This window comes from Rhodococcus sp. K11/5 (assembly GCF_055193735.1).
Genome location: NZ_CM143721.1, coordinates 2552720 through 2577980 on the forward strand (window position 1 = coordinate 2552720; position 25261 = coordinate 2577980).

25 protein-coding genes are annotated in these 25261 nt (G+C 67.0%); 12 read left to right on the plus strand and 13 right to left on the minus strand.

Annotated features, from left to right (window positions below):
• The first annotated feature begins 7 nt into the window (after positions 1-7).
• From ACY466_RS12045 to dtd, 3 genes are read left to right on the plus strand one after another with little or no spacing between them, the layout of a single operon-like run.
• Complete coding sequence (locus ACY466_RS12045) at positions 8-1204, plus strand: glycosyl hydrolase family 28-related protein (RefSeq protein ID WP_463245617.1); 1197 nt, start codon at positions 8-10, stop codon at positions 1202-1204.
• A gap of 8 nt (positions 1205-1212) precedes the next feature.
• Positions 1213-2562 (plus strand): hypothetical protein, encoded by a 1350-nt coding sequence (locus tag ACY466_RS12050; RefSeq protein ID WP_463245618.1) that lies wholly within the window; start codon positions 1213-1215, stop codon positions 2560-2562.
• A gap of 39 nt (positions 2563-2601) precedes the next feature.
• The gene (gene dtd, locus ACY466_RS12055; protein ID WP_463245619.1) at positions 2602-3033 is read left to right on the plus strand and encodes a D-aminoacyl-tRNA deacylase; all 432 of its coding nucleotides are present in this window, start codon (positions 2602-2604) and stop codon (positions 3031-3033) included.
• Between the two features lie 10 nt (positions 3034-3043).
• Here the strand turns inward: dtd and ACY466_RS12060 are convergent, their stop codons facing one another.
• The 4 genes from ACY466_RS12060 to ACY466_RS12075 form a co-directional block, all read right to left on the minus strand.
• Positions 3044-3748: a trimeric intracellular cation channel family protein gene (locus ACY466_RS12060; protein WP_463245620.1), complete on the minus strand. Its 705-nt coding sequence runs from the start codon at positions 3746-3748 to the stop codon at positions 3044-3046.
• 221 nt (positions 3749-3969) lie between these two features.
• Positions 3970-4728 (minus strand): sensor domain-containing protein, encoded by a 759-nt coding sequence (locus ACY466_RS12065; protein ID WP_463245621.1) that lies wholly within the window; start codon positions 4726-4728, stop codon positions 3970-3972.
• Between the two features lie 171 nt (positions 4729-4899).
• Positions 4900-5532 (minus strand): MBL fold metallo-hydrolase, encoded by a 633-nt coding sequence (locus tag ACY466_RS12070; RefSeq protein WP_463245622.1) that lies wholly within the window; start codon positions 5530-5532, stop codon positions 4900-4902.
• Positions 5529-6614, minus strand: coding sequence for an S-(hydroxymethyl)mycothiol dehydrogenase (locus ACY466_RS12075; protein WP_463245623.1), 1086 nt, complete (start codon positions 6612-6614; stop codon positions 5529-5531). Before ACY466_RS12075 ends, ACY466_RS12070 begins: the two co-directional genes overlap by 4 nt.
• Before the next feature lie 323 nt (positions 6615-6937).
• Between ACY466_RS12075 and ACY466_RS12080 the strand changes: the two genes are divergently transcribed.
• The 4 genes from ACY466_RS12080 to ACY466_RS12095 all read left to right on the plus strand — a co-directional run bounded on the left by ACY466_RS12080 (position 6938) and on the right by ACY466_RS12095 (position 12312).
• Positions 6938-7903, plus strand: a complete 966-nt coding sequence (locus ACY466_RS12080; protein WP_463245624.1) for a proteasome assembly chaperone family protein — start codon at positions 6938-6940, stop codon at positions 7901-7903.
• A gap of 146 nt (positions 7904-8049) precedes the next feature.
• Positions 8050-9087, plus strand: a complete 1038-nt coding sequence (locus tag ACY466_RS12085) for an alpha/beta fold hydrolase (protein ID WP_463245625.1) — start codon at positions 8050-8052, stop codon at positions 9085-9087.
• A gap of 9 nt (positions 9088-9096) precedes the next feature.
• Positions 9097-11610 (plus strand): DEAD/DEAH box helicase, encoded by a 2514-nt coding sequence (locus ACY466_RS12090; RefSeq protein WP_463245626.1) that lies wholly within the window; start codon positions 9097-9099, stop codon positions 11608-11610.
• Between the two features lie 15 nt (positions 11611-11625).
• Positions 11626-12312, plus strand: a complete 687-nt coding sequence (locus ACY466_RS12095) for a PhzF family phenazine biosynthesis protein (RefSeq protein ID WP_463245627.1) — start codon at positions 11626-11628, stop codon at positions 12310-12312.
• A gap of 16 nt (positions 12313-12328) precedes the next feature.
• On the opposite strand, the gene ACY466_RS12100 is transcribed toward ACY466_RS12095, so the two are convergent.
• On the minus strand, positions 12329-13033 hold the full coding sequence (locus tag ACY466_RS12100) for a hypothetical protein (protein ID WP_463245628.1): 705 nt from the start codon (positions 13031-13033) through the stop codon (positions 12329-12331).
• Positions 13034-13064: 31 nt separating this feature from the next.
• On the opposite strand from ACY466_RS12100, the gene ACY466_RS12105 reads away from it, so the two are divergent.
• Complete coding sequence (locus tag ACY466_RS12105; protein ID WP_463245629.1) at positions 13065-13268, plus strand: hypothetical protein; 204 nt, start codon at positions 13065-13067, stop codon at positions 13266-13268.
• Positions 13265-13477 carry a hypothetical protein gene (locus tag ACY466_RS12110; RefSeq protein ID WP_463245630.1) on the plus strand — a complete coding sequence of 71 codons (213 nt, stop codon included), beginning with the start codon at positions 13265-13267 and terminating at the stop codon, positions 13475-13477. Before ACY466_RS12105 ends, ACY466_RS12110 begins: the two co-directional genes overlap by 4 nt.
• Before the next feature lie 35 nt (positions 13478-13512).
• On the opposite strand, the gene ACY466_RS12115 is transcribed toward ACY466_RS12110, so the two are convergent.
• From ACY466_RS12115 to ACY466_RS12130, 4 genes are all read right to left on the minus strand, one after another.
• Positions 13513-14085 (minus strand): hypothetical protein, encoded by a 573-nt coding sequence (locus ACY466_RS12115; protein ID WP_463245631.1) that lies wholly within the window; start codon positions 14083-14085, stop codon positions 13513-13515.
• A 127-nt stretch (positions 14086-14212) separates the two neighbouring features.
• Positions 14213-14878 (minus strand): RES family NAD+ phosphorylase, encoded by a 666-nt coding sequence (locus ACY466_RS12120; RefSeq protein WP_463252258.1) that lies wholly within the window; start codon positions 14876-14878, stop codon positions 14213-14215.
• On the minus strand, positions 14863-15411 hold the full coding sequence (locus tag ACY466_RS12125) for a DNA-binding protein (RefSeq protein WP_463252259.1): 549 nt from the start codon (positions 15409-15411) through the stop codon (positions 14863-14865). The genes ACY466_RS12120 and ACY466_RS12125 overlap by 16 nt, the downstream gene beginning before the upstream one ends.
• 176 nt (positions 15412-15587) lie before the next feature.
• Positions 15588-16472 (minus strand): alpha/beta fold hydrolase, encoded by an 885-nt coding sequence (locus ACY466_RS12130; RefSeq protein ID WP_463245632.1) that lies wholly within the window; start codon positions 16470-16472, stop codon positions 15588-15590.
• A gap of 59 nt (positions 16473-16531) precedes the next feature.
• On the opposite strand from ACY466_RS12130, the gene ACY466_RS12135 reads away from it, so the two are divergent.
• Positions 16532-16996, plus strand: a complete 465-nt coding sequence (locus ACY466_RS12135) for a MarR family winged helix-turn-helix transcriptional regulator (protein ID WP_463245633.1) — start codon at positions 16532-16534, stop codon at positions 16994-16996.
• A 46-nt stretch (positions 16997-17042) separates the two neighbouring features.
• On the opposite strand, the gene ACY466_RS12140 is transcribed toward ACY466_RS12135, so the two are convergent.
• Positions 17043-18248, minus strand: a complete 1206-nt coding sequence (locus ACY466_RS12140; RefSeq protein ID WP_463252260.1) for an aminotransferase family protein — start codon at positions 18246-18248, stop codon at positions 17043-17045.
• Positions 18249-18413: 165 nt separating this feature from the next.
• Positions 18414-18998 (minus strand): TetR/AcrR family transcriptional regulator, encoded by a 585-nt coding sequence (locus tag ACY466_RS12145; protein ID WP_463245634.1) that lies wholly within the window; start codon positions 18996-18998, stop codon positions 18414-18416.
• Positions 18999-19067: 69 nt separating this feature from the next.
• Here ACY466_RS12145 and ACY466_RS12150 point away from each other — a divergent pair, with 69 nt between their 5' ends.
• Both ACY466_RS12150 and hrpA read left to right on the plus strand, forming a co-directional pair.
• Positions 19068-19997, plus strand: a complete 930-nt coding sequence (locus ACY466_RS12150) for an alpha/beta fold hydrolase (protein ID WP_463245635.1) — start codon at positions 19068-19070, stop codon at positions 19995-19997.
• Positions 19998-20104: 107 nt separating this feature from the next.
• On the plus strand, positions 20105-24043 hold the full coding sequence (hrpA, locus tag ACY466_RS12155; protein ID WP_463245636.1) for an ATP-dependent RNA helicase HrpA: 3939 nt from the start codon (positions 20105-20107) through the stop codon (positions 24041-24043).
• Here hrpA and nrdR read toward each other — a convergent pair.
• Both nrdR and ACY466_RS12165 read right to left on the minus strand, forming a co-directional pair.
• The gene (nrdR, locus tag ACY466_RS12160; protein WP_463245637.1) at positions 24017-24484 is read right to left on the minus strand and encodes a transcriptional regulator NrdR; all 468 of its coding nucleotides are present in this window, start codon (positions 24482-24484) and stop codon (positions 24017-24019) included. The genes hrpA and nrdR overlap by 27 nt on opposite strands.
• 116 nt (positions 24485-24600) lie before the next feature.
• Positions 24601-25035, minus strand: coding sequence for a hypothetical protein (locus tag ACY466_RS12165; protein WP_463245638.1), 435 nt, complete (start codon positions 25033-25035; stop codon positions 24601-24603).
• Positions 25036-25261 lie beyond the last annotated feature (226 nt).

Consider the following 25261-nt stretch of genomic DNA (forward strand, 5'->3'; position numbering starts at 1 on the left):
GAGCCTGTTGACCGGCGGAGCAGCTCTCGGAGTCGGGTCCGTGGCCGCCATCGGCGGCGTCGTCGGGTCGCGGAACCGCGACGATCCATCCGATCCGGCGCCTATGCTGGTCGGGTCGGCGCTCGCACATCACATCGACGTCACCGCAGCCCCGTTCGAGGCCGCCGCGGACGGAGTCGCCGACGACACCGACGCGATCGCCGCTGCGTACCGCGCGGCGGAATCGTCGCGGCAGCCCCTGTTCTTCCCACCCGGCACGTACCGGGTGTCGTCGCTGCCGTCGTTCGCGGACTACACCACCATCGCCGGTGCCGGCGCGGACCTGACGACCCTGCTCTACGAGGGCGACGACACACTTCTGACTCTCGACGCACAGCGGGTCTCGTTCGAGAAACTGGGTTTCTGGGTCACCGGGCCGTCTGGGACGATCATCGAGCTGTCGAACTGCTTCCGGTGTTCGTTCGACACGGTCGTGTTCCGAGGCGAGTTCGGCACGACGACCAGCACGACGCACCTCGAACAGACGGGCGTCGTTCTGTCCGACAATTCCGGCGGCACGTCGTTCGTCAATTGCGACTTCAACAATCTCGGTCGCGGCCTCGTCACCTCCGCGATCCAGAACTACATCACCCAGAGCAAATTCGCGACGAACAACATCGGCGTCCTCGGCACGGGCAACAACTTCGCGGCGGGGCTCGCCATCACCAACTCGGAGTTCGTGTCCGACCCGGTCTTCGCCGCGCAGCACATTCGCATCGACGGTGCCTCGAACGACTGGTGGCTCACCAACGTGTGGTTCGAGGGCGCGCAGACCGGTGTTCTGGTCGGCGAAGCCGGAGTCGGTGGTCCGTCCCAGTTCGGCATGACGAACTGCAAGATCTCCGCAACGCAGGTCGTCATCGACATCCAGCACTGCCGCCAGGCGTACCTCGCCAACGTCATCACGGACGCGGACCCCGGATTCACCCCCATCCCGCTTCGCATCGCCCCCGCCACCGCCCCGGAAGGCACCGCCATCAATCTGATCAACGGCCTCGAGCCGGATTTCCCGCTGTCGGTGTTTCCACCGGGGTGGCACGTCCTCGGCCGCGGCCGCGCGACGTTGGCCGACGGACCCGTCGTCACCTCTCCCAACGGCCGGCGATGGCGCATCGAGGTCGGCGACACCGGTGCGCTCACCACGACCGCCCTCGAAGGAGAGTGAACGACGACATGGCGCTGAGTGCGGACAAAGTTCTGGGCCGATGGCGGGCACGACGGGCGGTCGAGCCATCGCGGACCGTCGTCGAACGGTTGTACGTGGTCACGGCAATTCTGACCGGACTGGCCGTTCTCGCCAAGTCCGGCATCGTGTCCAGCGTGGTCCCGGTGCCCCACGCGGCGGTGGTGCTCGTCCTTCTCCTGATCACGGCTCTGCCGCTGTTCTATCGACGATTCGTGCGCCACGCAGACGTGCTGGGTCCACTGGTGCTGGCCGGGGTGTGGATCACGGCCGTGGTCGTTCAACCGGTGCTTCTGCGAGAACTGCACGCCCGTGGGCGCGGGACCGACCAGGGCGATTGCGTGAGCATCGGACTCGATCGCGTGGTGTCCGGCGAGTGGCCCTACGACTCGTCTTTCATGTGGAGCGACAACCCCATGAGCTGCGGCCCGGGATGGCTCGTCGCACATCTCCCCGCGGTCGTCATCGGGTACCCGGCGACGATGGCCCTCCTGCTGACGCTGAGTGCCGTCGTGGTCGGTCTGATCGAGGGCCGCCGTCGGGCAACGGTGTTCCTGACGCTCGTGGGGTTGTCCCCCGGCTTCTGGCTGGCCTACGCCAACGGCAACGACTTCGCGACCTTCGGCATCCTCGTCGTCGCGCTCGTGACGATGACGCACTCACCTCGACGCTGGGTGCGCGGACTCGCGGTGACGCTCTCGATCCTGGTCTCCCAGTTCCGGGTGCCGTTCGTCGTACTTCCCGCCGTTCTCGCCATCGATCGGTCCACACCGGCCACGACGCGGCGGACCGTGGGGTACGGCGCACTGGCCGGGGGCGCGAGCGTGGCGATCTTCCTCGGCTTCTACCTCTACGACCCGACGCGCATGGTGATGGACGGCCCGTTCCACATCTTCCACAAGTTCTCCGGCATGCTCGGGCTGGGAGACTCCGGATTGCTGTACGGCGCCCTGCTGGTTCTCGTCTCGGTCGTGCTCGTCTCGATCGCCGTGCGGTTGCCCCTCGCGCTGGGTGTGCTCGCGTACTGCGCGGCATTCCTCGTCCCGCTGTCCGCGCTGAGTCTGGTGTCGAGCATCGTGGCCGCCGAGAATCCCCTGCAGATCCTGGAGTACTGGGAGGGCGTCTCCTGGCTCACCTCGCTCGTGTGCATCGCCGCGGGAATTCTCGCCGGGCGGGTGGCAACGACCGAGTACACGCCGCGTCACGCGCAACCGCGGCGCGACCCGCATGGCCGCCGGACGACGGTCGGCCAACCGTCGAGCGGTCGGTACCTCCCGACAGCAGTCACCGGATCGCAGGCGATCGCGCCGAGCGTCTCGCCCGGTCGTTCCCCGGGCTGACGGATTGCGTCGTGCGTCGGAGGCATCGAGAATCGACGCATGCGGGCGGTGATCCAACGGGTGACGGATGCGCGCGTCCGCGTGAACGGAGCCGTGGTCGGCGAGATCGGGCCCGGACTCCTCGTTCTCCTCGGTGTGGCGCCGATGGACGGGCCGGCCGAGGTCGAGGTCGCGGCTCGCAAGATCGCAGAGCTTCGCATCCTCGACGGCGAACGATCCGTGTCCGACGACCCCTCCTCCGCTCAGGTGCTCGTGGTCTCTCAGTTCACGCTGTACGGAGACACGCGCAAGGGCCGTCGGCCGTCGTGGAACGGTGCGGCGCGGGGCGACGTCGCGGAACCACTGCTGAACGACGTCGTGGCGGCTCTGCGCGCTCGCGGCATCACAGTGGCCACGGGCGTCTTCGGCGCACACATGCAGGTCGAGTCGGTGAACGACGGGCCGGTCACCGTCATCGTCGATTCTCCCTGATCCACGGTCGTCAGGGCCGCGGCTTCCGCTGCCGTTTGGGGAAGGACGGGCGTCTGGGCAGGGTAGGCCGTTTGGGCAGGGTGGGTCGTCGCCACGCCACCTCCTCGGGCAACATCCAACCTCGGTGGCGAGCGAGGAGGCAGGAGACGGCGCCGACCACGGTCGCGGCCACCAGTGCCGCGTTGGGGAAGCCCGCGTACTGCACCGCGACCAGCGTTCCGCTGGCGAACAGTGCGCACGTCGCGTACAGGGTGTTTCCGCCGAAGATAGCCGGAATACGTCCCACCGCAACGTCTCTCACCGCACCGCCCCCCACCGCGGTCACCGCGCCGAGACCGATCGCGGGCAACCACCCGAGCCCGACGCCCAGCGTCTTCTGGGCACCCGCCGCCGCCCAACATCCCAGAGCCAGAGCGTCGACGTAGGGGAACACCCGATCCCATCCGGGGCCCTCGAACTTGACCGCGAACGCCACCAGCGCCCCGACGAGCGCGACCGTGAGGTAGCGATAGTCGGTCAGCGCCACCGGAGGTCCGGCCTGCAGGAGGGTGTCGCGAATGATGCCTCCGCCCAACCCGGACACGACGGCCAGGACCGAGAACCCCACGAGGTCGAACCGGTACGCCCGCGCCACCGCGCCACCGAGCAATGCGTTGGCGAACACGCCGGTGAGGTCGAGGACCTGGAACAGATCCGGAACAGCCGCGGACACCACGTCGCACGCCCCTTCGAAAACGGTGAGATGGGAGGAATCGGTCGAACCATAGCCGAGGTGCGATGCTCGTCGACCGACCTCATGTCGCTACCGGTTCGGTCACGGTGCGCGTCGATACCGCGGTGCTGCACGGATTGCACACAACCACGCTCCGGATGGCCGGATGTGACCGCCCGGCCCCGGTTGTGTGCAGCTGATGCAGACCGGCCCGCCGATCGCGACTACGCCTCCGCCTTCACCTTCTGCACCGCGTCGGTGAACACCCGGTCCAACGTGGCGGTGTCGGGCTGCAGTGCGCCGAACGACATGTACGTCGCGGTGATGCGCACGTCGTCGACCTGCGCGAGCAAGGACAGCATCGACTGCGTGATCTCACCCGCCTGGCCGCCCGAGCTGACCTCGCGGCGGAGGGCAAGGGTCTCGTCGACACCGAGCGGCGGCGGCGGTACCACCTCGGTGCGCACCGTCGACGTCACTCCCGCCGACGTCGCCTCAACCTCGGCGCACTCCTGCCACAGATCCTCGCGCTCGGCGAGCGTGGTGTCGACGCGAGAGAGTTCGATGGAGATGGTCGCCCGGTCCTCGGGCTGCGTGGCCACCATCAGGGCGGTTGCGCTCGGATCGGCCGACCGAGGCTCCGGTACACACACGGGCGGCTCGACCGTTGCGCCGACGGCGATCCCCTCCAGGTCCTGTGCCGCCTGCGCCACGGCCTGCGGCGGAAGCACCACGGCCTGATACGCCGGCGGGAACATGGACGGATCGATCAGCAACGCCGACAGATCGTCGCCTTCCGGCGTGTTCGGCGTGGTTTCGGGCACCGCACTGTCGGGAGACGAGGTGTCCGGCTGCGACTCCGAGTTCGAGGGGGTGGGAGGCGATCCGCCGGCCTCCGGCGTTCCGGTGACGGTGGTGCCGCCACAGCCCGTCAGCGCGGCCGCAGTGAGCACGACGAGCCCGGCCGTCCGGAGCGAACTCACCCTGCCGATCGCCGTGACCGCACCGGTACTCGTCTTCTGCCGCAACATAACGCTCCCGTTGAACCACGGCCGCCGGACGCCCCGGACGGCCTGTGGTCCGACAGTCGCACACCGAGGGACGGATGCACGGTGGCCACTCCGCGCGGTGTCCGACTCGTTATGTACGACTCCTCACGATCCGCGCTTGATCCATTCCTCCAGGTGGGGCGACTCGTCCTCGATCGACGTGCCGTCTCCGTGACCGGTGTTGACGACGGTCTCGGCGGGGAGAGCGAACAGTCGCTCCCGAATGCTGCCGATGATGGTCGGGAAGTCGGAGTACGAGCGGCCGGTTGCCCCCGGCCCGCCCGAGAACAGGGTGTCACCGCTGAACAGCTGGCCGGCCTCGGGCACGTACAGGCAGGTGGAACCCGGTGAGTGGCCCGGCGTGTGCAGCACCTGGATGCCCGTGCCCGCGACGCTGATCGTATCGCCGTCGGACAGGGGGCGGTGACTCACGCCGGAGTGCGTCTGCTCCCACAGCACGTCGTCCGCCGGGTGCAACAGAATCGGGGCGTCGAGACGCTCGGAGAGTTCCGGCGCCACGGTGACGTGATCGTTGTGCCCGTGGGTGCAGACCACGGCCACGACGGTGCGGCCCGCCACGGCGTCGACGATCGGGTCCGCGGAGTGCGCGGCGTCGATGATGACCACCTCGGAGTCGTTGCCGACGATCCAGATGTTGTTGTCGACGTCCCACGAACCGCCGTCGAGTTCGAACTTCCCCGAGGTGACGACCTTGTCGATGCGCAACGACCCGCTCACAGGATCACGACCGAACGCAGGACCTCACCGTTGTGCATGGACTCGAAGGCCTTCTCGACGTCGTCGAGACCGATGCGCTCGGTGACGAACTTGTCCAGCGGAAGCCGTCCCTGCTGGAAGAGGTCCACGAGCATCGGGAAGTCTCTCTCGGGTAGGCAGTCTCCGTACCAGGAGGACTTGAGCGACCCACCGCGGCTGAAGAAGTCGATCATCGGCATCTCGATCGTCATGTCCGGCGTCGGCACGCCGACCAGCACGACGGTGCCCGCGAGATCGCGTGCGTAGAACGCTTGCTTCCAGGTCTCCGGTCGACCGACGGCGTCGATCACGACGTCGGCCCCGAAGCCGCCGGTCAGTTCCTGGATGGCCTCGACCGCGTCGACGCTGGATCCGTCGACGGTGTGGGTCGCGCCGAGCTCGACGGCCCACTGCAGCTTCTTCGCGTCGCGGTCCACCGCGATGATCGTGCTCGCTCCCGCCAGGCGCGCGCCCGCGATCGCTGCGTCACCGACACCGCCGCACCCGATGACGGCGACGGTGTCGCCGCGACCGACGTTGCCCGTGTTGATGGCCGCACCGATGCCGGCCATCACACCGCAGCCCAGCAGTCCCACGACGGCCGGATCGGCGTCGGGATCGACCTTCGTGCACTGGCCCTCGTGGACCAGGGTCTTCTCGGCGAATGCGCCGATGCCCAGGGCCGGGGTCAGCTCCGTGCCGTCCTCGAGCGTCATCTTGGACGCGGCGTTGTGGGTGTCGAAGCAGTACCACGGCTCACCGCGCTTGCATGCGCGGCACTGGCCGCAGATCGCACGCCAGTTGAGGACGACGAAATCGCCGACCTCGACGTGGGTGACGGCGTCACCGATCGATTCGACGATGCCCGCGGCTTCGTGGCCGAGCAGGAACGGGAACTCGTCGTTGATGCCGCCCTCGCGGTAGTGCAGGTCGGTGTGGCACACCCCGCACGCCTGGATCCTCACCACCACGTCCGTGGCCGCGGGATCGGGAATCGTGATGGTCTCGATGGCTACCGCCTCGCCCTTGCTTCGGGCGATCACTGCGCGGACCTGCTGTGGCATGCATACCTCCGTTGACGTTCGTCGCGTTGCCGGCAACGGCCCGGTCGGGTTCGCGCCGCGCTCGAACAACCTTATCGACCCGGAATGCACGGATGCGCATGACCGACCCCTACCGGCCGGTAGGTTCGCTGAACGCATCTGCGGCAGTCCGTCGTCCGGCAGATCCCGAGGAGGGCGGCCTCGGGAATGTCCGTGCGGCATCGACTGTTCTTCCGAGCAGGTGTTCGCCACGTCGGGCCGCGATGCGAGCCATCGTGGGAGAATGGGTACACGTTCGTCGAACGTGCGCAACCGACGACGGCGACGAGAAAGGAAGTATCGGCATGGACGAGAAGTCGAGAATGTACGAGCTGGAGTTCCCGGCGCCCAAGGTCTCCTCCGAGGACGGCCTCGGTCCCGTGCTGGTGCACGGTCTGGAAGGTTTCTCCGATGCGGGTCACGCCGTCAAGCTGGCCACGACGCACCTACGGGAGAGCCTGGAGACCGAACTGGTCGCATCGTTCGACGTCGACGCGTTGCTGGACTACCGGTCGCGGCGACCGATGATGACGTTCAAGTCGGACCATTTCGCGGACTACGACGAGCCCTCCCTGAACCTGTACGCCGTGCAGGACGCGTCGGGAACGCCCTTCCTGCTTTTGGCCGGGCTGGAGCCGGATCTGAAGTGGGAGCGCTTCACCACCGCTGTCCGCCTCCTCGCGGAGCAGCTCGGCGTGCGCCGCACCATCGGGCTCAATTCCATCCCGATGGCCGTTCCCCACACGCGTCCGCTGGGCGTCACGGCGCACTCGTCGGATCGCGACCTGGTTCGCGACAACCAGCGGTGGGCCGGAGAACTGCAGGTTCCCGGCAGCGCGTCGTCGCTTTTCGAGTACCGGATGGCGCAGCACGGCCACGAGTCGATGGGCTTCTCGGTGCACGTTCCCCATTACCTCGCGCAGACCGCCTACCCCGGCGCCGCGGAGACGCTGCTGGAATTGGTCGCGGAATCGGCCGATCTGAATTTGCCTCTGTCGGCGTTGGCCGAGGCGGCGGCGCGGGTCCGTGAGCAGGTCGATCAGCATGTCGAGGGCAACGCCGAGGTGCAGTCCGTGGTCCACGCCCTCGAGCGGCAATACGACACCTTCGTCACGGCTCAGGAGCAGCAGTCCACCCTGCTGGCGACGGACGAGGAGCTTCCCAGCGGCGACGAGATCGGCGCGGAGTTCGAGAAGTTCCTCGCCGAGCAGACCGGTACGCCCGACGATCCGGCCACCGACACCGATTCGGATGGCACCGACCGTCCGTGATCGCTGTTTCGCCGACGCCGGTGAGCAACTGCTAACGCAGTCGTAACCCGGCGTCGGTGTGCGCCGACTCCTCCCCGGTCTACGGTGGGACCGCTGCGTACGCGACCGCCGCGCGGCCCACTTCGGAGAGAGCGGGAGTACAGCCGGTGTCGGACAAGCGAATCAGAGCGCTGCGGCCGGTGCCGGATGCCGAACCGCGGTTGCACTTCCGCACCATCCACGGCTACCGGCGTGCTTTCCGCATGGCCGGCGAGGGCCCGGTGGTGCTGTTGATCCACGGCATCGGCGACAACTCCGAGACATGGCACGAAATTCTGCCGCACCTCGCCCGCCATCACACGGCTATCGCGCCGGACCTTCTCGGCCACGGCCTCAGCGACAAACCTCGCGCGGATTACTCGGTGGCCGCGTACGCGAACGGTATGCGAGATCTGTTGTCCTGCCTCGACATCGAGTCCGTGACCGTGGTCGGCCATTCCCTCGGCGGTGGTGTGGCGATGCAGTTCGCGTACCAGTTCCCGCAGATGGTCGAACGTCTCGCGCTCGTCTCGGCCGGTGGCGTCACCAAGGACGTGCACCCGGCCCTGCGGTTGATGTCGGTGCCCGTTCTCAACGAAGCGTTCAAGTTCCTGCGCATGCCCGGAGCGATGCCACTGGTGCGCATCGTCGGATCCGCGATCTCGCACCTGGACGGCACCCCGTTCCATCCCGGCGCCGTCCTGCACGACACGCCGGATCTGGTGCGAGTTCTGGGCAACATGCTCGACTCCACCGCGTACGACGCGTACCTGCGGACGTTGCGTGCCGTCGTCGACTGGCGGGGGCAGGTGGTCACGATGCTCGACCGCTGCTACCTCACCGAGAACCTGCCCGTACAACTCGTCTGGGGCGACGACGACGCCGTCATCCCGGTCACCCACGCGGCGTTGGCCCATGCGGCCATGCCGGGGTCTCGGCTCGAGATCTTCCGCGGCGCCGGGCACTTTCCGTTCCGAGACGATCCGATGCGGTTCCTCCAGGTCCTCGAGACGTTCCTCTCGGACACTCCCCCACTGCGGTACGACGAATCGCGGTGGCGGCAGATGCTGATCTCCGGAGTCGGTGAGGACACCATCACCGGCAGTCCCTCGACTCGACAGGCCGTGCTGGGCGCCATGGGTTCCGACGAGCGGTCGGCTACGTAACCTGTAGGGATGCTCCTCTCCGAGATGGTGCCGTCGGAACCCGGCGGCACCGCTCCTTCCCCCGACGATCTGTACGACGCCTTCACCACCTGGGTCGACGATCGCGGACTCGCGCTGTACCCACTGCAGGACGAGGCGGTGATCGAACTCGTCTCGGGCAACAACGTCATCCTGGCCACGCCCACCGGTTCGGGAAAGTCGATGGTCGCCGTCGCCGCCCACTTCGCGGCGTACGCGGCCGGAATTCGCTCGTACTACACCGCGCCGATCAAGGCACTGGTCAGCGAGAAGTTCTTCGCGCTGTGCGACATCTTCGGCGCCGACAACGTGGGCATGGTGACCGGCGACGCGTCCGTCAACGCGACGGCACCGATCATCTGCGCGACCGCCGAGATCGTTGCCAACATGGCGCTGCGCGAGGGTCCGGATTCGCTCATCGGCCAGGTGATCATGGACGAGTTCCACTACTACTCCGAGCCTGATCGCGGATGGGCCTGGCAGGTCCCGCTTCTCGAACTTCCGAACGCGCAGTTCCTTCTGATGTCGGCCACCCTCGGTGACGTCACGTTCTTCCGGGACGATCTCGCGCGACGTACCGGGCGCACCACCACCGTCGTCGAAGGCTTCGAACGTCCGGTGCCGCTGATGTTCTCCTACCGGTTGACCCCGGTGGTCGAGACCATCGAGGAGCTGGTTCAGACACATCTCGCTCCGGTCTACGTCGTGCACTTCACCCAGGCGTCGGCGCTCGAACGCGCCCAGGCGCTGACCAGCATCACGGTCGCGTCCAAGGAGACCAAGGCCGCCATCGCCGACGCCATCGGCGGCTTCCGCTTCACCACCGGCTTCGGAAAGACCCTCTCGCGCTTGGTTCGTCACGGAATCGGTGTGCACCACGCCGGGATGCTCCCCCGGTACCGACGGTTGGTGGAGAAGCTCGCCCAGGAAGGACTGCTCGCCGTCATCTGCGGCACCGATACTCTCGGCGTCGGCATCAACGTCCCCATTCGCACCGTGCTGCTGACCGGCCTCACGAAGTACGACGGTGTGCGCACGCGGCAACTTCGGGCGCGCGAGTTCCATCAGATCGCGGGTCGCGCCGGGCGTGCGGGCTACGACACCCTCGGCACCGTGATGGTGCAGGCCCCCGAACACGAGGTGGAGAACGCTCGGCTGGTGGCCAAGGCCGGCGACGATCCGAAGAAGCTCAAGAAGATTCAGCGCAAGAAGGCACCCGAGGGATTCGTCTCGTGGGGCAAGCCGAGCTTCGAGCGGCTGGTCGCGGCGAGTCCGGAACCGCTGACATCGCGCTTCACGGTGAACAACTCGATGCTGCTCAACGTCGTCGCGCGCCCCGGGAACTGCTTCACCGCCATGCGCCATCTGCTCGAGGACAACCACGAGACGCGGGCGCAGCAACGACGCCACATCCTGCAGGCGGTGAGGCTCTATCGCGGACTTCGGGACGCCGGGATCGTCGAACAGTTGCCCGAACCCGACGAGCTGGGCCGCACGGCGCGCCTCACCGTCGATCTGCAGCGCGATTTCGCTCTGAACCAGCCGCTCTCCACTTTCGCGCTCGCCTCGTTCGAGCTCCTCGACGTCGAATCACCCTCGTACGCATTGGATGTGGTCTCCGTGATCGAGGCCACGCTCGACGATCCTCGACAGATCCTAATGGCGCAACAGCATGCCGCGCGCGGAGAGGCGGTCGCGCAGATGAAGGCGGACGGGCTCGAGTACGAGGAGCGAATGGAGCTGCTCGAGGAGGTCACCTGGCCCAAGCCGCTCGACGAGCTGCTGCGGCCGGCGTTCGAGATCTACCGCGGCGGTCATCCCTGGATCTCCGAGTTCGGGTTGTCTCCGAAGTCCGTGGTGCGCGACATGATCGAACGCTCGATGACGTTCACCGAACTGATCAGCCAGTACGGGCTCTCCCGGTCGGAAGGCTCGGTACTGCGGTATCTCGCCGATGCGTATCGCGCGCTCCGGCAGACGGTTCCGCCCGAAGCGCGCACCGAGGACGTCAAGGACATCACCGAGTGGCTCGGCGAGACCGTACGCCAGGTCGACTCCAGCCTGCTGGACGAGTGGGAGAACCTCACCGATCCGACGTTCCAGCCGGACGGCACCCCCGTGGTCGCGTACGGGGCCGACACCCCGAAGCCCATCTCCGCCAACGCCCGAGCATTTCGAATCATGGTGCGCAACGCCCTGTTCCGACGCGTCGAACTCGCGTCGCTGCGTCGCTGGGACGCCCTGGAGGAACTCGGTGACGAGGTCGATTGGGAAGAGGAGTTGGCACCGTACTTCGACGAGTACGGCGAGATCGGCATGACACCGGCGGCCCGTGGTCCACAGCTGTTCTCGTTCGTCGCCGGGAAGGACGAGACCACGGCACGTCAGGTTCTCGACGACCCCGACGGTGACCACGGATGGTCGTTCGATGCGACCGTCGACGTCGAGGAGTCCGATGCGCTCGCCGAGATCGTGTTCGAGGACATCACCGTCACGGCGGGCTGACCTAGACTGCGTCTCATGACTCTCGACGTGCAGGTCGTCCGCGTGTTCACCGACGAGGTCGGCCAGTGGGGCAATCCGCTGGGCATCGTCGATGCACGACGCGTGCCGGAGAATCGCCGTCAAGCCGTCGCGACAGCACTGAACTTCAGCGAGACGGTGTTCCTCGACCCTCCCGACGGGCCGCGGGACACGGTCGACGTGCAGATTTTCACGCCGGCTACGGAACTGCCGTTCGCCGGCCACCCCTCGGTGGGTACCGCCGTCTGGCTCGCCGCCCGCGGAACCCCGGTCCGATCTCTGCAGGTTCCTGCGGGTGAGGTCCTGGTCCGAGTCGAGGACGGCGTCGCGTGGATCCGGGCGCGCGCGGAGTGGGCACCTCGATTCGACTTCCGTGAGTTGCCCTCCGCAGCGGACGTACTCGCGCAGAACGCTGCGGACCACTCCGAGGGGCACCTGTACTTCTGGGCGTGGACCGACCGCGAGCGCGGGCACATTCGGTCGCGCATGTTCGCTCCCGGCCTCGGCGTGCCCGAGGACGAGGCGACCGGGGCTGCCGCTGTTCGCATCACCGAGATACTCGGTCGTGATCTGTCGATCGAGCAGGGGCGTGGTTCGCGGCTGACCACCACCGCCCTGCGTGACGGGTGGATCGAACTCGGCGGTCGCGTCGTGGCGGATTCACCTCGCACCGTCACCGAGTAGCGGATCGCCCGCACAGTCACTCCGGCAGAAGCACTGCGATCTCGCGACCGAGTTCGACGCCGTCGGACAACGGCAGGTGATCACCGCTCCAGAATCGACCGGGGTCGTACCAGTTGGCCCGGCGCCGCGGAGGTTTGAGCCCCAACCGGTCGAACGGCTTCAGCGGCGTGGCGGATTCGCGCGGGTGCAGCAGCCCCATGGCCTCGTACGTGAGCGCGACGACCTCGGCGCAGTACGCGGTGTCCAGCCGCACCGCGTCGTCGCCGCGCCGCCACGGCGCCGACGGCAGCCGACCCGCGAACCATCGACCCGCGAGCCGCGCCGTGGTGGGAAAGGCGGTGCCGTCGAGTCGAGCGATGGTGCGCATCAACTCGTCTTCCCGGGCGGCGGTGATGTCGGCCCGCAGTTGCCTGAACCAGCATCGTTGGTCGTACCTGATGCCCCAGTGCGTGACAGCGTCCGACAGGTCGTGCAACTGCACACCGCGCTGATGACGCCCGGTCCACATGTCCGGCAACGACTGTCCGAGTTCCGCGTGCCACATCAGCGGTGGCAGATCGTCCAGCACCACCGCCATCCCGACGTGATTGACCGGGCTGTTGGTGAGGGTCTGAATGGCTCGGTCCGCGACCGAGCGTCCCCGGAAGATCCACAGATCCCCGGTGCGCGTCGTGTCGACCGCAGCGCTCAGCTGCAGCGAGGACACACCGTCGACGTTCATCGACGGCAGCATAGTGGCTATTGTCGCGGGCATGACAGGACGCGCGCGGTCCCGCGGTACATGGCTGAAGATCGCCGGGCTCGCCGGCGCGGTCGGCGTGGCGGCCACCGGGGTCGTGGTCGCTCGTTCCGAACGTCGACGACGACAGTACGAACCGGACGAGATTCGGGAACGGTTGCACCGTCGTCTTGCGGTGGCCACGGCGAAGCGCTCCGACGAGCGGGCAGGTCGATGATGGTGGACGGCAGACGAAGCACGAGAACTCTTCTGGTCGTTCGGGCGGTGTGCCTGGCCTGCCTGGTGTTCGTGGTCGGGCCGCTCGTCCTCTCCGACGCGTATCGCGACACCTCGGCCGGAAACGTCGTCATGGTCGTGGTGGTCGTGGCGCTCGTCGTCGCCTTCTCGACGATGATCTGGCGGGGTCGCCGCGAGTGGTCGCGCTGAGCCGGGAGACATTTCGGGGCCCGGTGCCGGCCGCGTCAGGATGGGAAAATCGACTGGACGGCGCCCATCACGATCGATGATGCGGACAGACCCCCCGTTCCGAATGCTGCCGCGACCACGATCCCCACGAGAGCGTCGTTCCGTGACGGTACGGGCGGATCGATCTGTCGTCCCATGGCGGTGAACGGCGTGGACCAGAGGACCTCGACTCCCCCGCCGAACACCCGAGTCAGGGCACCCAGTTCGTTGTCCCCTCTGTCCTGATCTCCGACCGACAGCCGGCTGTCCTCGAGATTCTTCGCGGCGAGTGTCAGGACCCGTTCGTCGAACTCGATCCGCACCCGGAAAGACTTCTTGACGAACTTCGCTCGTCCCGGCTCGAGCGTCACACTTCGGCCATCGATGGTTGCCGTGATGTCGGCGGGTGTTCGAGATCCGATCGGTGCGGTGGTGTGGGTTCGACCACCGGATCGACGAATCGTCACGACAGTGTTCGGTGCGTCGACGTACCGCCCAGTCACGACGCCGTCGCGATACGTCAGGTCGACCGCCCCGAAAAGAAGGGTGTCCACCGACACGGTGCTCGTGCCGTCACCGGATTGTTCCACGTTCGACTCCCGTTGCGTGCGAGAAGATTCGGCCAGAAATCCATATCGAATCCGATACCGGGCCTTGTGCGTGGGGTCTGCTCGCACCAGGTTCGGCGACGGTCGCGGTGGTGAGCCTGACCTGACGTCAGACGACGACGTAGCCGAGGCGTTGCGCGGCACCGGCCAGACGAGTCGCGAGGTCAGGATGGTCGAGCGACAGGGAGAGCCTCGGCCGAGCGGGTATCGCGGTCACCGCAGGTCCGAAGAGCGCGAGACAGGGTCCTCCGGCAAAACGACTGTTGTACCGCAGCCCGTCGAGATTCGGGAACGCGGAGACGATGTGGCGGGCCCAGCGTCGAGTGACGTCGTGACTGCCGGTGGACAGGGCGAAGTTGCCACCGGCTCGGGTCGCCCAGGCGCCGTCGCTGTCGGTAGCAACGTCGAGCACCGTCAGATCTCGGACGAAGGACATGCCGGTCAGATAAGGACGATTCGTTGTGCGATCGATGGTCCGCTCGACCTGAAATGCCTCCGCCAGTGCAACATCCGGAGACGACGCGCCGTACCAGACGCCTCTTCCGTCCGCATCATGGCCGAGAGGCGGCGTGTGCGGATCGAATCGAAGAAGTGGCCCGAAAGTGCGCAGAGCATTCCACGGCAGCACGTGTTCGCCGGCCGTCCTGTGGACCCGCCACCAGAGAGCGTCACCGGAGATCACGCGCAACTCCCGTTCACGAATGCCGAGACCCCGCAATTCGTCGGGAGGGGGCGGATCGGGCAGAGTCGAATCTGCCGTCACGAACCTGCCCAGTCGCTGATGTCGACTAGTTGGAGAACCCGATCGGCCGACCCGCCGGACAGAAGCCATTGCCGGACGGACAGCGGTCGCCCGTCGACAGACAGTTCCGTTTGCGGGGCGACGAGAAAACCCTCCACAGCGACAGGGTGTACCTCTCGACTCAGCACGTGGGGCAGCACTCGGTCGAGTCCGCGAACGTGCTGCAGTCGCGCGCCGTCCACGTCGTGCACCGCCTCGAACTGGATCGCGGGATACACCCATGAACCACCGTCGTCGAGTGCCCAGACGGTGCGCTTCGAGCGACGTTGCCGCAACCGCGAATCGGTGACTCCCAACCCGGTGGCGGCGTTCGCGGCGGAATAGGCCGTGCTGAAGAGACGTCCCATCCGTGCACTGACATCGGCGACGTTCTCCTCGAAAGAAGCTCGATCCTCGGTCAAGCCCGCGGCATCGAGCAGGCTCGCCTCCTCGACAGTGAGCCTCGTGGCCCCCGCCCGCTGAGAGGGCAGCGAACGCAGCGCCGAGACGAGCGCTGCCCGATCCATGTCGAACCGGTCCCGGAGAAGCTGGTCGAGGTCGTCAACCGCAGTCACTTCACACCTCCCCATCGACTAACGTTGATTAACGCAAGTGTATACCCGTTAGCTCTCCCAGTCGCCCACCGATCACCTTCATCGGTCGGCTCGGGCGAATCGGACGAGTCGAGGTCGAGTGACCAGCGCTAGTGGGGATTCCGGGCCAGCGCGTGACTCAGAACGTGTGCGAGCTCATCGGCCGGAAACAGCGGCAGGCTGTGGTGGGTAGCCCGATCGAGGACCACAACGCGCGCCTCGGGCAGATAGGAGGGCACGGCACGCGCTACGGCCTCGGTGTCGTGGACCTTGCTCCTGCCAGCGAGAATCACGGTCACGTCGGCGGACAGCGTTCGAAGTCGCGCGGCCGACGGTCGCCTCGGAACCACGGGTCTGTGCGTGGGAAAGCTTTGCGCGCCGAGAGCATTCAGATCCACCCACGATGTATCGAGAGCCATACCCTCGGTCTCCCAGTGCAGGAACGAGCGCTGCCGCTCGTCCGTGGGACGCACGAGGGTCGGTAGCGCTCGCAGAAGGTACCGAGCGCTCATGCGGGAGAACAGCGCGTTGGGATCGAGCAACAGCAGACGCACGACACGACCCTTCCGACGGAGTGCGTAACCCGTCGCGATCATCGCTCCGTAGGAGTGCGCGACGACGTCCACCGAGTCCAACCCCAGCGCCGCCAGCACGTCGTCCAACCAGTCGTCGAGATCGTCGACCGACGCCAGGCGGCGAACATCCGGAACGCTGCACCCGACGTCTCCCATCAGATCGATGGCGTGTACCCGATGGCGCCGACCGAGTTCCGCCGCGATGGAGGCGAATACGGTCGAGGTGGCACCGGCGCCCGGGAGCAGGACCACCGGGCGCCCGTCGGCCGCGCCGGACGCGTTGACACGGGTGGTACCGAAACGGGTGGCCACATCCCGAGACACCACGTCGGGCCATCGCGTCAGTACCGCGTCGTACAGTCGCCGGAACTCGAGTCCGGCGTCTGTCTCCGCGAAATCCCGGATCGCTGCTGTGCGCATACCCACCGCCTCATTATCTCGATAGTCGAGAGACTAGGTACACGAGATATATTTGTCGAGTGGAGGACTCTCAGCGAACCGACGCCGCCCCGGAACCACTTCGTCTGATTCACCATCTCCGGGAGGTCGTCGTCCGACTCGATCTGCTCGGGGCCGGCTTCGCGCGAACACACGATCTGCACCCCACCGACGTCCGGGCACTCATCGCACTCCTCGACGCAGAGCGCGCCGACGAGCAATCCACACCCGGTTCGCTCGGCGCTGCCCTGGCCCTGAATTCTGCGTCGACCACCGCGCTGGTCGACCGGATGGAGGCACGTGGGCTCGTCACCAGACGCCGCGACACCCGCGATCGCCGACGGGTCATCCTCGAGGTGTCGGACCACGCGCGCGAACTGGGAAACACGTTCTTCGGACCTGCCATCGGCCGGGCGGTCGCGTCGATCGACGCGATGTCTCCCGCCTCCCGCCGGTCCGTTCAGGAGTTCCTCGACGCGATCACCTCCGCGATCGAGACGCCGTAGTCCGGCCCACGGCCGTTTCGCCGTCGGTGGCGCCGAGATGTCGCGGTCAGCTCGCTGTCGCGTCCAACGCCCGCTGGGTGGCTGCCGCCATCTGCTCGACCTCGTCGTCGGTCATGACGAACGCCGGCGAGAACTGGATTGCCCCGTTACCGGCCGCGCGCGCCGAGACGCCCTCACGTCGCAGAGTCTTCACGAACGGCATCGCGTAGGACGGGTCGGCGAACTGCACCGCGGCGACGACGCCCATTCCGCTGCGAACCTCGCTGACGAGATCGTGCTTCGCGATCGGCGACAGATGAGCGTGCAGCGACTTCTCCAGTCGCGAGGCATGCGTCAGGAGATCCTCGTTCTCGATGATGTCGAGATTGGCCATCGCCGCCGCCGCGGCACCGGGGTGCCCGCCGTAGGTGTAACCGTGCCGCCACCAGGCGCCGCCCTCGTAGAACGGCTCGGCGATGTGTGGGGCGATGAACACCGCACCCATCGGGACGTATCCCGACGTCAATCCCTTTGCCGTGCACATCATGTCGGGTTGCAGGTCGAACTTGCTCGACGCGAACCACGCGCCTCCGATGCGTCCGAACCCGGTGACCACCTCGTCGGCGACGAACAGGATGTCGTGATCGCGGCAGATCTGGCGCACCTCGTGCAGGTAGCCCGCCGGAGGAAGGTAGACACCACCGGCGCCGATGATCGGCTCCGCGAAGAAGGCCGCGATGGTGTCCGCACCTTCCTTCTCGATCAGCTTCAGCAGTTCCTTGGCGTCGTCCCACGCCACCGTGCGAGCGTCGGACATCAGTTCGCCGTAGTTCTCGCGATTGAGCGGGAGCCCCGACAACGCCGTACCGGCGACGTGCATCCCGTGATACGCCTTCTGCCGACCGATCACGATCGTCTTGCCCGGTTTACCCACCTGATGCCAGTACCGACGAGCGAGTTTGGCTGCGGTGTCGATCGAATCGGAGCCGCCCGAGGTGAAGAAGATCTTGCTACCGGGCACCGGCGCGATCGCACCCAACCGATCGGCGAGTTCGAGTGTCACGTCGGGAACCACGTCGCCGAAGGTCGAGTAGTGCGCGAGGGTGGACAACTGACGAGCGACGGCGTCGGCGATCGCGGTCCGGCCGTGTCCCACGTTCGTGAACCACAGGCCGGCGGTTCCGTCGAGGTATCGGTTGCCGTCGGCATCCCAGATCGAAGCACCGTCACCGCGAGCGACGACGAATCGGCCGCCCGATTCGACGGTGTGCATGTCGGCGAAACCGTGCCAGAAGGCAGAGGTGTGCGCTTCGGAGGCGTGGGCGGACTGGGCGCCGGAGGCGGAACCGTGCTCGACTGTGGTCACGGGGGATCAGCCTAGGGCACCGCCACGTCGCTGTTCGGCCTACGACGGGTTCGTTCCACACCGTCGTTCGGACTACCGACTCACGAGCAACGTGTCGACGATGCGGTCCAGCATCGAACGCGCGGCGTCCGTCGAGACGTCACCGGTCAGAATCGCATCACCGAGAGCCTGCACCGAACCGAGCAGCATCCATACCGTGTGCTCGACGTCGCGTGCATCGCTTTCGGGAACGTCGGCCAGCAGGGAGCCGAGAAAGTCTCGAATGTCGGCCATTCCCCCTCGGTACCGACGGCGCGTTCGACCGGAGGCGATGATGCGGGGCATCAGTGCTCGGGTCGCCGCAGAATCCTCCCGCGCCGGCTCCGTCAGCGGTAGCAGCGCGGACAGCACACCCCTGACTCGGGAGACAGGATCGCCGCCGGCCTCGTAGCCGATCGCCACACGTGCATCGATGCGTGCGCGCAACCGCACCAACGCACTGTCGAGTAGGTCGTCCTTGGCCGGAAAGTAGTGCTGAACGAGACCTTTGGACACGCTCGCCTCGGCGGCCACCCGACCGACCGTGGTCGCTCCCATGCCCTCTCGCGCCGCGAGCGCCAGGACCGCGTCGGCGATCGCATCGCGTCGTCGTTCGTGATTCGCCGTCGGCTCAGGCATACACACCCTGCCCGGCATCCGGATGGGCGCTCATGAGAAATAGTCCGGCCTTCACGATACGATCGTATCGTGAGCGAAGGCTTCTACGAGTTCGACGACATCAACGTCGGCAGCCGGTGGCGACGTCGAGCGGTCGGGTACTTCCCCAGCGACCACCGAGTTCGTCGCTTCGCGCAGACGTACGCAGCCGCGGCGGCGCTTCTTCCTCCTCCCGACGACGTGGTCTCCGTCGACACATCGTTCGGTCGGGTGCGGGCCTTCCGATTCTCGTCCGACGGCAACGATCCGACGCCGCTCGTCTTGATGCCGGGGCGCGGGTCGAGCACACCTCTGTGGCGGGCGAACGTCGAGCTCCTCGCGCGCAATCGGACCGTCGTATCCCTCGACGGACTCGGAGAGCCGGGACTGAGCAGACAGACTCGCGCATTCGTGACCGCAGCGGATCAGGCGCAGTACGTCGACGAGACCCTTGCGGGGTTGAGCATCGACCGTGCCCATCTGCTCGGCGTATCCATCGGTGGGTGGCTGGCCGTACGGACCGCGCTGCACCGCCCGCATCGCATCGCGTCCGTGATCGCCCTGGATCCGGCGAACACCTTCGCGCCGTTGAACTGGAAGATGGTCGCGGTCTCCCTCGGGAGCGTTGTTCCGTTGATGCCGCAGCGACTCCGCTTTCGTTTGCTGAGCTGGATCTCCGGCGGGGCCGACGCCTCGGCCGAAGCGGAAGGCGAACTGGTGGCGTCGGGAATGCGGGATTTCGTCTCTCGATTTCCCGCGCCCGTCCGCCCCACCGACGCCGAACTCGCGGCGATCGAGTGCCCGGTTCTCGCGCTGATCGCGGGACGCAGCATCGTGTACGACGCGTCCATCGCTGCCGAGCGCGCGCGTCGCCTCCTCCCCCGAGGCCAGGTGGAGATCTGGCCCGACGCCACGCACGCCATCAACGGCGAGTTCCCCGAGCGCATCGCCCGGCGCGTCGAGAGTTTTCTCGCGACCTAGACCGGACATGATCCCGATGCGCCCGCGCTACCTGCGACCGAAACCCTTCCCGTCCCTACCGCGCCCGAGAACGCGTGCTTCCCGGTGCGGATAAGCTGGAACGAGCCATGCCGACACCTGCTCCCCCACTCCGCCGCCGCGACCTCACGTCTCGCCTCTCCGACCTCACGATCCGCGACGCCCACCGCATTCGACGCAACCTCGACCGTGCGCGCGACGAGCAATCCCTCGTGAAGGTCGGAGCCGACATCGATCGCGCCGAGGCCACGGTGACCGCCCGGCGCACCACGGTTCCACCCGTGTCGTATCCGCCGACGCTGCCGGTCTCCGCGCGCAAGGACGACATCGCGGCGGCCATCGAGGCACATCAGGTGGTGGTGGTCGCCGGGGAGACCGGGTCCGGCAAGACGACACAGATCCCCAAGATCTGTCTCGAACTCGGACGCGGGGTGAAGGGCGTGATCGGCCACACCCAGCCCCGCCGGCTGGCGGCCCGCACGGTGGCCGAGCGCATCGCGGAGGAGCTCGGGCAGGAGATCGGCAACGCTGTCGGCTACAAGGTGCGGTTCACCGACCGGTCCTCGGACGACACGCTGGTCAAGCTCATGACCGACGGCATTCTGCTCGCGGAGATCCAGCGCGACCGGATGCTGCGCAGCTACGACACGATCATCATCGACGAGGCCCACGAACGAAGCCTCAACATCGACTTCATCCTCGGTTACCTCGCGCAGCTCCTTCCTCGGCGCCCCGACCTCAAGGTCATCGTCACGTCCGCCACGATCGATCCGCAGAGATTCGCGAAACACTTCGCCGTCGACGGGGTGGACGCTCCCATCGTGGAGGTCTCGGGCCGCACGTTCCCCGTCGAGATGCGGTACCGACCCCTCACGGTCGACGCCGAGGACGGCGAGGAAACGATCGACCGAGATCCGGTGGACGCCACGTGCGTCGCCGTCGAGGAGTTGCTCCGTGAACCCGAGGGCGATGTCCTCGTCTTCCTCTCGGGAGAGCGCGAGATCCGCGACACCGCCGATGCATTGAAGGATCGCCGTCTGCGAAACGTCGAGGTCCTCCCGCTGTACGCACGGCTGTCCGCCGCAGATCAGCACCGCGTGTTCACCGGTCACACCGGCCGGCGAGTCGTGTTGTCCACCAACGTCGCCGAGACGTCGCTGACCGTGCCGGGAATCCGCTACGTCGTCGATCCCGGCACCGCACGCATCTCCCGCTACTCCGTGCGCACGAAGGTTCAGCGCCTCCCCATCGAACCGATCTCGCAGGCCTCGGCCCGTCAGCGCGCCGGTCGGTGTGGCCGCGTCGCCGACGGCATATGCATTCGCCTGTATTCGGAGGAGGACTTCGACGCCCGACCGGAATACACCGATCCGGAGATCCTGCGCACGAACCTCGCCTCGGTCATCCTGCAGATGACTTCGCTCGGATTGGGACGGATCGACGACTTCCCGTTCGTCGAGGCACCCGATCCACGCAGCATCCGCGACGGGCTCGGCCTGCTCGACGAACTCGGCGCCATCGCCCGCCCGGGTACCGAGAAGGCGTCCGACGACGGTCCGGTCCTGACCGCGCTCGGACGTGAACTCGCCGGCCTGCCCGTCGACCCCCGCATGGCCCGAATGTTGGTCGAGGCCAACCGCACCGGGTGCCTGCGCGAGGTTCTGGTGATCGTGGCCGCGCTGTCCATTCAGGACGTGCGCGAACGCCCGTCCGAGCACCAGCAGGCCTCCGACGAGATGCACAAGCGCTTCACCGTCGAGGGGTCGGACTTCCTGGCCTACCTCGAACTCTGGTCGTACCTCGGTGACAAGCGATCGGAGCTGTCCTCCAACCAGTTCCGTCGTCTGTGCAAGTCGGAGTTCCTGCACTACCTCCGCATCCGGGAATGGCAGGACCTCCACGGCCAGCTGCGCCAGATCACCCGCGGACTGAGGTGGACCGTTCCCGACGCCACCGACACCGCGGCCGATCGGAACACCATCCACCAGGCCCTGCTGTCCGGCCTCCTCTCGCACATCGGACTGCGAGACGGCGACAAGAAGGAATTCACCGGTGCCCGGAGCAGCAAGTTCGCGGTGTTCCCCGGTTCGTCACTGTTTCGCAAACCGCCGCAATGGATCATGGCGGCCGAGCTCGTGGAGACCAGTCGGCTCTGGGCTCGCATGGGCGCCCGGATCGAGCCCGAGTGGGCCGAGAAGCTGGCACCTCACCTCATCAAGCGGATCCACTCCGAGCCGCACTGGTCCACCAAGCGTGAGGTGGCCATGGCGTACGAGCGGGTCACGCTGTACGGACTTCCCCTCGTCGCGAAACGCCCCGTCACCTACAGCACCATCGACGCGGAGGTATCGCGGGATCTGTTCCTTCGCCATGCCCTGGTACAGGGGGAATGGAAGACACACCATGCGTTCTTCCACCGCAACCAGGAATTGCGCAGCGACGCCGAGGAATTGGAGAATCGGGCCCGACGCCGCGACATCGTGGTCGACGACGACACCCTCTTCGACTTCTACGACGAGCGAGTACCGGACACGGTCGTCTCGGCGCGCCACTTCGACCGCTGGTGGAAGAAAGCCTCGCGCACCGCGCCCCACCAGCTCGACTTCGACCGCACCACCGTGGTCAATCCGGACGCCGCCGACGTACTCGGCGGTGCCTATCCCGATGCGTGGCGGCAGGGAGAACTGCAGTTCTCGCTCCGCTATCAATTCGAACCGGGCACCGAGGACGACGGTGTCACCATCGTCGTCCCCATCGCGCTGCTGTCGCAGGTCTCCGACGTCGGGTTCGACTGGCTGGTGCCCGGAATGCGCCAGGAGCTGGTGACCGCGTTGATCAAGACGCTCCCGAAGGAACTGCGCCGCAACGTCGTTCCCGCGCCGGACCACGCGGCAGCGGCGGTCGCGGCGATGAAACCGCGCACCGAACCCCTGGTGTTCGCACTCTCTCGGGAGCTGACCCGCATGGGGGCGGTGCCCATCGCACCGACGGACTTCGCTCCCCAGTCCCTGCCGCGGCACCTGAAGATGACGTTCCTCGCCGTCGACGCGTCGGGAAAGCCGCTGGGGCGCGATACCTCCCTGTCGGCGTTGCGCCGATCACTCGGTGCGGCGGCCGCGAAAGCCGTGTCGGCCGCCGCGGCCGACAGCGAGAAGGGACCCGCCACGCGGTGGACATCCGAGACGATCGGGACGTTGCCCGCCACGGTCACCCGCACGGTGAATCAGCAGACGGTCACCGGTTATCCCGCGCTGGTCCCGGAGAAGAACGGCGTCGCCGTCCGCGTGCTGGGATCGGCTGCTGCGCAACGAGCGTCGATGCGCGAAGGCACTCGCCGGCTGCTTCTCGACGCGATCCCGGTGGCGCCGAGACCGCTCCTCGCGGGCCGCACACCCGCTCAGCGGCTCGCCCTGGGGCAGACTCCCCACGGCACCCTCGAAGCGCTGATCGACGATTGCCGCACCCTCGCCGCGGACGAGTTGATGATGGTGAACGGTGGGCCCGTGACGTCGCCCGACGCCTTCGCAGAACTGGAGAAGGCCGTCCGAGCGCAGTTGGCGAACCGCACGGCGTCCATTCTGCGCCTGGTGGAACCCGTCCTCGCGGCCACGACGCGCCTGCGCCTGGTATTGGACGGTGCCCGCGGCGATGCGGCGGACGACGTGCAGGACCAACTCGACAACCTCGTGTTCCCCGGGTTCGTGTTCGAGACGGGCGAGACACAACTGCCCCACCTGCCGCGGTACCTCACGGCAGCGACGCGCCGATTGGAGGCGTTCCCGTCGAGTGCGAACCGGGATCAGGCCGGCATGGACGTGTTGGATCGGGTGTACGACGATTATCAACGGCTGTTGACGTCGATTCCCGAACCGAAGCGGAACACGGCTGCAGTGCGGGACGTCGCCTGGATGATCGAGGAACTTCGCGTCAATCTGTTCGCTCAGGCTCTCGGTACGCCGTATCCGATCTCGGAGAAGCGCGTGCGCAAAGCTATCGACGATCTACGGCGCGTCGGCACTTCCCGCTGACCGTGCGCGCATGTCGTCGATCTCCCGCTCGAAGTCGGCGGCACTGCTGAAGGAGCGGTAGACGGAAGCGAACCGGAGGTACGCGACCTCGTCGAGGTCGCGTAGTGGCCCGAGGATGGCAAGGCCGACCTCGTTGCTGGGGATCTCGGCGGAACCGGACGCACGCACCGTGTCCTCGACCTGCTGGGCGAGGAGACCCAGGGCGTCGTTGTCGACGTCACGGCCCTGACATGCGCGGCGAACTCCGCGGATGACCTTCTCGCGGCTGAAGGGCTCACTGACCCCGCTGCGCTTGACCACCGAGAGCACCGCGGTCTCCACGGTGGTGAACCGTCGACCGCACTCGGGGCACGATCGGCGACGGCGAATCGCCTGACCCTCGTCGGCCTCGCGGGAATCGACCACGCGAGAATCCGGGTGTCGGCAGAACGGGCAATGCATCGGGACACCCCTCGATAGTGCGACGTGCGGGGCAGTCGAGGACTGCCGCTCGCGCAGAACACTACCCGGGACACGCGCGGTGGGGCACGCCCGTACCGGTGACGCCTCCCGCGGGATCAGCGACCGGTGCCGAAACCGGGGTACTCGGCCTGCACGTTGTCCATCTGCACCGACACCGCTGCCGGGGCGGGCACCTCACCGGCACTGACGTTGGCGAGGCCGACGAGGCCGAGCGCGGATACTGCTGTGATCAGCGCCACACCCACGCCCTTGGCGATTCCGAAGCCTTCCCGCTCCTCGTGCGGAGCCTGGGACACGCCCGGCGAGCGACGCACGTACTCGACCGCACCGGCGTCGGGACGCACGGGTTCGCGACGACCGTTGCGACGACGCAACTCCCGCGCCGGGGCATCGAGTACCGCAACCGACGACGCCGGCCCGGAACTCGTTCGCATGTTCGACCCGTTCGCCCAGGTGAGAGGGCGCACCGCGACGGTCTCGGCACCTGCGGTGCGGGCAGTACGGGCAGTCAGCAGGTCAGATCGAGTCATCGCGAGCCACTCCTTGTTCGAAAGCCGGTGAGCTGCACGCTGGGCGAACACCGTCGGTGTTCGAACATCGCCTCGCTCACGCGTTCGAATGAACGCATGTTCGATTTATACCAGGAGGGTCCGACAAGGTCCACGAAACGCGCGACACGAATCGAACAGGTGTTTGATCACGAGCACGTTTCGGTTTAGGTTCGACATCAGAGCAGACGGGTGCAACACCAGTCGC